This window comes from Bacteroidota bacterium (genome assembly GCA_018831055.1).
In the GTDB taxonomy this organism is placed as follows: Bacteria; Bacteroidota; Bacteroidia; order Bacteroidales; family B18-G4; genus M55B132.
Genome location: JAHJRE010000179.1, coordinates 1 through 8,236, shown reverse-complemented (window position 1 = coordinate 8,236; position 8,236 = coordinate 1). Strand labels below are relative to the sequence as shown.

The window sequence follows — 8,236 nt, the reverse complement described above, 5'->3', positions numbered from 1 at the left end:
CCCCGGCAGAAGCGGCGTTGTTGTCGATAAAAACCCAAACGGGGATCCTGGAATTCAAAATTTTGGTGCGTATGGAATCTGCCGCATCAACCATACCACCATAGGTGTTCATGTGAATCAGGATGATGTCGGCCTCATCTTCATGTGCCTGTTCCATAGCAATTTTGGTCGTTCTCCAGACCGGAGGGGCTATGTTTTCTTTAATATCGAATTTATATATCCTGACCCTGCTCTTATCACCGGTAATGGCCGTATCGGAAGGGTTCGCTGAAATTCCCGCCATGGTAATGATCCAGGCAAAGAAAAATATTAAGTATATTTTCATGGGATTAACGTTAATTATGTCTGTCGCGGTAAAGCTTCTTCCATGCATTCCTCTGCCAGTAATTTCTTTTCCATTCCTTTCCCCAGTTGATGTTGGTCCATAGCCTTTCGTGCAGGTAATAAAACAGGAGCTTGGCGAACATCTCGATAATGGTGATGAAAGAGGCTGTTTCCAGGACTTCGTTGAATGTCTTTTCCGAATACCGGCGAAAAATTACGAATACGATCAAAAACGTAGTTCCACTCGCGATGAGCCTCCAACTAATAGTCTTTGCAATACTCCTCAGTGGGTTTTCCTTGGTTTTGTCAATCCGAGCTTTGTTGCCCATAAGGTTAATGGTTTGGGAAAAGAGAATACAATATTAGCGGATTTTGGCTATTTAACCAAAAAATTCGTTCATGGTAGCGATCATTTTCTCATAAATAAAAGGGTTTGCTGCAACTATTTCTTTTCCAAACAAGTAGTTGTTTTTACCATTGAAAGTGCCCACCAGTCCGCCTGCCTGTTTGACCAGGAAGGCACCGGCTGCCACATCCCAGGGATGGAGTCCGTATTCGAAGAACCCGTCGAAACGGCCGCAGGCGACATAGGCAAGGTCGGTTGCTGCCGATCCCATCCTGCGTATTCCTCTTGTATTTTGCATGTATTCCTGCAGCACTCTCAGATAACTTTCCATCCTGCTATAATCGTAGTAAGGGAAACCGGTAGCCATCAGGGAGGCTTCCAGTGACGGGGTTGAGGACACCCTGATGGGTGTTCCGTTCAGATATGCATGACCTCCTTCCTGAGCATAAAAACATTCACTGTTGTTGATCTCATAGACAACGCCCAGCAAGGGTTCCAGATCCCTGACCAATGCGATGCTGATGGCGTATACAGGCAACCTGTGGATGAAGTTGGTAGTACCGTCAAGAGGATCAATGATCCATGTGAACTCACCGGGGTTTTGATCCACCGTACCTTCTTCAGTGATGAATACCGATCCTGGAAGCATCCTTGATAAAGCATACACCAGCCTTTTCTCCGATTCTTTGTCGACGTAGGTGACAAAGCTGTTGTGGTCTTTGGTTTCCACATCTTTCCGCGAAAATTTATAGATCTCCTCACGGATGAAGGTCCCCGTCTCACGGGCAAGCTGGCATACTTCGTGTAATAATTTATCTTGGTTCATGCCGGTTACAGTTAAATAAGTAATTTCCTACCTGGTCGGTTTCTGTCAAACCGACAGTTACGAGCTTGTTTACGAGGGTGTTGTCGTAGAGGGTCTTTACCCGGATATAATTCTCCGAGAAACCGTACATATATCCATCGTGATGATCGGCTTCAAACAGCACAGTCACTGTCCTGCCTCTATTTTGTTCGTAAAACCTAATTTTTTTTATTTCCGATAGCTCATGCAGCACTTCGCTCCTCTGTTTTTTAACAGCCGGTGATAGTTTAGCCTGCATTTGTACGGCTTTTGTGTCGGGTCTTTCCGAATATGTGAAAACATGGAGGTACGATAAATCCATGTCAGCAAGGTATTTCTTCCCTTCCAGGAAGTCGTTTTCCGTTTCCCCTGGAAACCCGGTAATTACATCCACGGCAATGCATGCAAAGGGCATATGCTTGCGGATAAGCGTGATCTTTTCTGTGAACAGGGTTGTGTCGTATCTTCTGTTCATAGCTTGCAACACCTTATCGGATCCAGCCTGCAGTGGGATATGGAAGTGTGGGGCGAATTTCTTCGATTTCGCAACGAAATCAATGATTTCTTCATCCAGGAGGTCGGGTTCGATAGAGGATATCCTTATCCTATCTGCATCACTATATTTTTCCATACCTTGCAGGAGATCCAAAAGCTTTTCTCCGGCCGGTTTACCGAAATCGCCGATATTCACTCCGGTGAGCACGATCTCTTTTGCACCGCCATCAATAGCTTCCTGAGCCAGTGTAAGAGTCTCCCCAATAGAGAGGCTGCGGCTCCTGCCCCGGGCCAGGGGAATGGTGCAGTAGGAGCAGAAATAATCGCACCCGTCCTGGATCTTCAGGAAGGTACGTGTTCTGTCCCCTCCTGAATATGCCGGATGGTAATAGGGGTCTTTCCAGGAACCGCTTACAGCGTTGATCTTATGGCCGTTCTCTTCAAACTGCTTCAGAAATCCCGAAAGTTCATATTTATTGTAATTCCCGAGTACGATGTCTGCTTCGGGCATGGAAAGCACCTCATCAGCGCGCAGTTGGGCAAGACAGCCTATCACTGCTACAGTGGCCCCGGGATTCCTGCGTTTGGCCTGGCGTATGGCTGCACGGCATTTTTTCTCAGCCGGACCGGTTACCATGCAGGTGTGTATGACATAAACATCAGCCTTCTCCTTGGTTTCAACCACTTCATAGCCCTCCTCCCGCATCATCCTGGATATGGTCGAGGATTCGGAAAAATTCAACTTACAACCCAAAGTCTGGAAAGCTACCGTCTTTTTTGCCATGTTGCAAAGATAACAAGCTTTATCAAGCGGATTTTGGCATTTTGGATTTAGTGCCGCTGAACCTTTGCAGGATGATGCCCCCAACGATGAAAATCAACCCAAGGAAGGTCGAAAGTAATATCTTTTCACCCACGGCGATGGAGATGATCAACAGCGACAGAAAAGGGGAGAGGAAAATCAGGTTGCTGACCCTGGCCGTGGTCTCCGAAAGTTTCAATGCTATTAGCCACAAAGCAAAGGTGATGCCCATCTCAAAGAACCCGATGTAAACGACACCGGCATAACCTTCCCAGGGTAGTATCCTGAGGTTTCCTGTGAAAATGGCAGCGAACAGCGTGTAGATAAAACCAAAAAAGAAATTCAACAGAAGTTTAGGAATCTCATCACGCTGATCTTTCATGTTCAGGATCCAGTATGCTGCCCAGACTATGGAGCTGCCGAGGGCCAGCGCAATTCCCGTACCGTTTGAGAGGTTCAGGGATGTGAAGTTGCCCCGGGTTATAATGATCACGATTCCGGCAAAACTCACAAACAAGGCGACAATGCTACGCAGGCCTATTTTTTGCTTCAGTACCGGTATCGAAAGCAGCACCAGTGCAATAGGCCAGGTGTAGTTCAGGGCAACAGCTTCCTGGGCCTGCAGCAATTCGTAAGCCTTTACCAGGATCATATAATACAGAAAAGGATTCAGGAAGCCGAACAAAGCCGAACGGCCGATGTCTGTGGCACTGCTTTTCCAAAGGAGATGCGCTTTTTCCTGGAAAATAAGTATGATGAAAAGTATGATACTGGCAATGAGCGATGAATAAAGCAGTATTTCGATATAGCCGGCATAACGCAGGGTAAGCTTGAAAGCCGAGCCTATGGTCGACCAGCAGGTGACCGCCAGAATGGCATAAATGTATGCCATCTTTTGGTTTTTTATTGTCCCAGGATGGCCCATTCAGGAAATACGTTTGTATCCATACCGAAAACGACAGGTCCCAGTAACCATGTAAGCAAGGTTACCAGTATGGCTCCGATGATGTTGAGGATAAAGCCTGTTTTTGCCATATCCATGATCTGCAGGTTGTTGGTGCCAAAAACGATGGCGTTGGGAGGCGTTGCCACCGGCAGCATAAAAGCCATGGAGGCGGAAAGTGTTGCGGGCAGCATGAGGTAAAGCGGGTTGATCCCTATGGTAAAAGCCAGTCCTGCCAACACAGGAAGTATCATTTCCGTGGTGGCGGTGTTGGATGTCAGTTCCGTGAGGAAGGTTATCAGGATGGCGATGGTGAAAATGATGAGGATGGGATGGGCATGGCTGACCCAGCTCAGCTGGTTACCGAACCACAGGCTGAGCCCCGACTCTTTAAATCCGCTCGCCAGAGCAAAACCTCCGCCGAAGAGCAATACGATGTTCCAGGGTAGCCTTACCGCGGTCTCCCAGTCCATGATCCTGCCTCCCTGCGATTTGCCGGCAGGTATTGCAAACAGCAAAACGCCTATGAAGATGGCAATGGTGCCGTCGTTGATGAAGGAGGAATAATTGAGATAGGTCGACCAGCCGGGTATGACCAGGAATCCCAGGTTGATCTCAGCTCTGAATAACCACAGCAGCGCTACCAGAATAAACGATGCCAGCACGACTTTTTCCTCATAACCTATCCTGCCAAGCTTACTGTATTGATCGCGGAATAGTTGTATACCCGGGCTATGCCAGTCTTTCTTTTTAGGCCTGTATCGATAATAGAGATAAACCCATACTATCAGGAAAAAAATGACCGTCATTGGCATGGCAAACATAAACCAGCGTGCAAAGCTAACTTCCGGGGCATCGGGGAAGTAGATGTGGAAGATACGGGCAAACGACAGGTTAGGGGGAGTTCCGACAAGGGTTGCAATCCCGCCGATAGAAGCGCTGTAAGCGATTCCGAGCAGCAGCCCGATCGAAAATTTTGATGTAGCTTCCTTGCCGGAGGTTTTCATGAGTTCATCAATGATCGACATTACGATGGGGATCATCAGCATGGCGGTGGCGGTGTTGGATATCCACATCGAGAGAAAGGCCGTGGCAAACATAAAGCCGAACAGAATCCTGGCCGGACTTGAACCCGTAAGCATCAGGATACGTAAGGCGATTCGGTGGTGAAGGTTCCATTTTTGCATGGCCAGAGCAATGATGAAACCTCCGATGAACAGGAAGATCACATGGTTGAAATAGGTTGCGGCAACCGCCTGACCGTCCATTACACCGAAGATCGGGAAGAGAGCCACGGGTACCAAACTGGTGACAGCCAGGGGTAAGGCTTCCGTGATCCACCAGATGGCCATCAGCAGGGCAATGGCCAGGGCATAGGTTATTTCCGGTCTTGCGGGGTCAAGCTCTCCGAAAAGTGCAACGCCCAGAAAAACAAGCGGTCCCAGTATCAGTCCCGTTTTTTTGCGCAATCCTGAAGATTTTCCGTTATTTTCTTCCATAAAACGTAACCCTGAATGGCGTGTGAAGGTAATAAAAATGACAATTTACAGAAAATTAATCTGTTAATATATGTGTGTCGGTGTTAATTTTATAGTTTTGCCAAAATTTGTACTATGAAAAAGCTTGCTGTTGTTGCATTCGGAGGTAATGCCCTGATCCAGCACGGACAGAAGGGTACCATCGATGAGGTGGAAGAAAACGCATACCTCACTTGTGAAAAACTATTGAAACTCATCAAACACGGTTACAACTTCGTATTAACGCACGGCAACGGGCCTCAGGTAGGGAATATCATCCTGGCAAATTATGCTGCCAATAAGATGTATGGATTGCCCGACATGCCCCTTGATATCAGTGTGGCCTATTCTCAGGGTTATATCGGTTATGTCATTGAGCAGCAGATGAGAAATGTGCTGAATGCCCATGATATGGAGCGTGACATCATTACCATCATAACCCAGGTGATTGTGAATAAAGATGATACTGCCTTCCAAAAACCGACCAAGCCGGTTGGTCCCTATTATACTAAGGAAGAGGCCGACAAGATGCATGAAGAGACCGGAGCATTGTTCGCGGAAGATCCCCGTGGCAGGGGTTTCCGTAAGGTGGTGGCATCCCCGCGGCCGTTGGTCATCAACAACATCAAAACCATACGGCGCATTGCCCGCGAAGGGCATATCGTGATAGCTGTCGGTGGTGGTGGGATCCCGGTATTTTATGTGAAGGAGAACAAGCTGCAGGGCATCGATGCCGTGATCGACAAAGACCTGGCTTCAGCTCTGCTGGCAACCCATTTGAATGCGGATAAATTCTTCATCCTGACCGACATACCCAAGGTCTGCATAAATTTCAATACCCCTCAGGAAAAGTCTATCGACCGCATGACCATTGCCGAAGCCAGGCGTTATCTGGAGGAAGGCCATTTTGCTGAAGGCAGCATGGCACCTAAAATACGCGCAGCTATCCAATTTGTGGAAAACAGCGGGAAAGACACCATCATCACCAAGACAACCCTTCTGGGTGTTGATGACGGCGGAACCCGCATTACCATGGTTTAATACTCTTCGTGTGATTTTACGTAGAAAGCCACCTTTTCAAGGGAGGTTATCATATCGTACTCTTCCAGGAAGACATCTTTCGGTACATTCACCGGTTTGGGTGTGGAATTCAGGATGCCCTTGATGCCGGCTTTCACCAGTTGCTCGGCTATCTCGGTAGCCTGCTCCGACGGTACCGTCATGATGGCAATCCGGATATCCCTATCCCGGATGATCCTGGCAAGCTGGTTGATATCAAATATCTCAACACCCGATGCCTTTTTCCCGACTTTGGAAGGATCAATATCGAAGCAGGCAGCTATGGATAACTTGGTCCTTCGTCCGCTGAAATAGTTCACTATGGCTTTACCCAGGTTTCCGATTCCCACTACGCAGATATTGATAACTTCTTCGCTGTCGATGATCTTCCCGATGAGATCGATCAGTTCCTTAACATTATAGCCTTTGCGCAGGGTGCCCGTGTAACCGATGAGCATGATGTCGCGCCTAACCTGCACGGCAGTAATGTGCTGGATCTTTGCAATCTCGTGGGAGAAAATATGGGTTTTGCCTTTAGCCAGGCATAACAACAAGGCACGGCGGTATTGGCTCAACCGTGCAATAGTCTTGTGAGGAAGATGCTTCATATGCACTAAATAAACGTCTTTCCTTGTTAATAAAATAACAGGCAAAATTAAGAAGCCATCCTGCAATTTCCAAAGATTTTGTTATTTATTTAACAATGTTAAAAACTAACAAATTATCTGGGTGGGATCCATCCCCGGTTGGCATTGATCTTGAGGTCAATGTCTCTTACATAGGGTTTGAGGTCAAGCAGGGGAGTATGGTCCAGGATGTCAAGGTGTGAAGTGTAAATACGGTTTTCCTCAACCTTTAAGAGTTTCACAATATCTATTCCGATATGGTTGGGGCGGAAAGGGGATCGGCTGGCAAAGAGTCCAACGTTCATATACGGGAAATCGGGAGGATGGGCGATGAGATGCACCTTCTTGGTCCGGTCGAAATAAAAGACAAGGATGATGTGGCTGAAGGTTTCTATCTTCTCGAGTCCCATCCTGTATTTTGGATCCAGTTCGACATAAAACTCACCCTCTATGGTTTCATCCGGACGAAAAGGGGCCATAGAGATATAAGGCGTGCGGATGACCCCGATGGGGTACATGGTAATTGGATTCATAGTATTATTTTCCGGTTTGCAGTTCCTCAAGTTTCCCGGAAAGCCATCGGAACCATTCCTGCATGCCTTCGCCGCTGCGGGCCGACAATTCGATGAACTCCAGGTGATGGTTTACCTTCATGGCATAATCACGGGCTTTGGCAACATCAAAATCCACGTGGGGGAGGAGGTCGGTCTTGTTGATGATGCAAAGATGCGAGGTGGCAAACATATTGGGGTATTTGGCGGGTTTGTCGTCGCCTTCGGTAACGCTCATGATCACCACGCGGTATTGTTCACCCAGGTCGAACATGCTCGGACAAACAAGGTTGCCTACGTTCTCGATAAAAAGCAGAGCATGATCTGCCGGTTCGAGTTTCTTCACCGCCTTGTTAACCATCGATGCATCGAGATGGCAACCCGATCCGGTATTGACCTGCACCACGGGCGCACCTGCATCCTGGATCCTTCGGGCATCGTTTAGGGTCTGCTGGTCGCCTTCGATAACAAAAATGGATGTGTTATCCTTCAGTTCCTTAATGGTCTTTTCAAGCAGGGTTGTCTTTCCTGAACCCGGGGAAGAGACGAGGTTCAGTGTCAGGATATTCCGTGCTTCGAAATATCCCCGGTTACGCTCTGCAAGGAGGTTATTCTTATGCAACACATCCTGTTCCAGCGTGATCTCCATGCCATGACCATGGTCGTGTCCCGTCGCATGATGCAAGTGGGCATGGTCACTGTGATGGTGTAGATGCTCTTCCGTATGTT

At 47.8% G+C, this 8,236-nt stretch carries 10 protein-coding genes; 1 reads left to right on the top strand and 9 read right to left on the bottom strand.

Translation table 11 applies throughout. The annotated features are described in order from the left end of the window. From KKA81_11550 to KKA81_11525, 6 genes are all read right to left on the bottom strand, one after another. Positions 1 to 325 (bottom strand): nodulation protein NfeD (locus KKA81_11550; GenBank protein MBU2651562.1); only part of this gene is annotated, 325 nt, incomplete at its 3' end. Positions 326 to 335: 10 nt separating this feature from the next. Continuing rightward, the gene (locus tag KKA81_11545; protein MBU2651561.1) at positions 336 to 653 is read right to left on the bottom strand and encodes a DUF2061 domain-containing protein; all 318 of its coding nucleotides are present in this window, start codon (positions 651 to 653) and stop codon (positions 336 to 338) included. A 51-nt stretch (positions 654 to 704) separates the two neighbouring features. After that, positions 705 to 1,496, bottom strand: coding sequence for an inositol monophosphatase (locus KKA81_11540; protein ID MBU2651560.1), 792 nt, complete (start codon positions 1,494 to 1,496; stop codon positions 705 to 707). Then, on the bottom strand, positions 1,483 to 2,793 hold the full coding sequence (gene mtaB / locus KKA81_11535; GenBank protein MBU2651559.1) for a tRNA (N(6)-L-threonylcarbamoyladenosine(37)-C(2))-methylthiotransferase MtaB: 1,311 nt from the start codon (positions 2,791 to 2,793) through the stop codon (positions 1,483 to 1,485). Before mtaB ends, KKA81_11540 begins: the two co-directional genes overlap by 14 nt. 22 nt (positions 2,794 to 2,815) lie before the next feature. Continuing rightward, entirely contained in the window at positions 2,816 to 3,703 is an 888-nt protein-coding gene (locus KKA81_11530) for a DMT family transporter (protein ID MBU2651558.1), read from the bottom strand. A gap of 11 nt (positions 3,704 to 3,714) precedes the next feature. After that, positions 3,715 to 5,253, bottom strand: coding sequence for an SLC13 family permease (locus KKA81_11525; protein ID MBU2651557.1), 1,539 nt, complete (start codon positions 5,251 to 5,253; stop codon positions 3,715 to 3,717). 114 nt (positions 5,254 to 5,367) lie between these two features. Between KKA81_11525 and arcC the strand changes: the two genes are divergently transcribed. Further along, positions 5,368 to 6,312, top strand: a complete 945-nt coding sequence (gene arcC / locus KKA81_11520) for a carbamate kinase (GenBank protein ID MBU2651556.1) — start codon at positions 5,368 to 5,370, stop codon at positions 6,310 to 6,312. Here arcC and KKA81_11515 read toward each other — a convergent pair. The 3 genes from KKA81_11515 to hypB all read right to left on the bottom strand — a co-directional run. Beyond that, positions 6,309 to 6,944 carry a redox-sensing transcriptional repressor Rex gene (locus tag KKA81_11515; protein MBU2651555.1) on the bottom strand — a complete coding sequence of 212 codons (636 nt, stop codon included), beginning with the start codon at positions 6,942 to 6,944 and terminating at the stop codon, positions 6,309 to 6,311. The genes arcC and KKA81_11515 overlap by 4 nt on opposite strands. A gap of 107 nt (positions 6,945 to 7,051) precedes the next feature. Continuing rightward, positions 7,052 to 7,489, bottom strand: coding sequence for a tRNA (N6-threonylcarbamoyladenosine(37)-N6)-methyltransferase TrmO (tsaA, locus tag KKA81_11510; GenBank protein MBU2651554.1), 438 nt, complete (start codon positions 7,487 to 7,489; stop codon positions 7,052 to 7,054). Positions 7,490 to 7,493: 4 nt separating this feature from the next. Beyond that, positions 7,494 to 8,236 (bottom strand): hydrogenase nickel incorporation protein HypB (gene hypB, locus KKA81_11505; protein MBU2651553.1); only part of this gene is annotated, 743 nt, incomplete at its 5' end.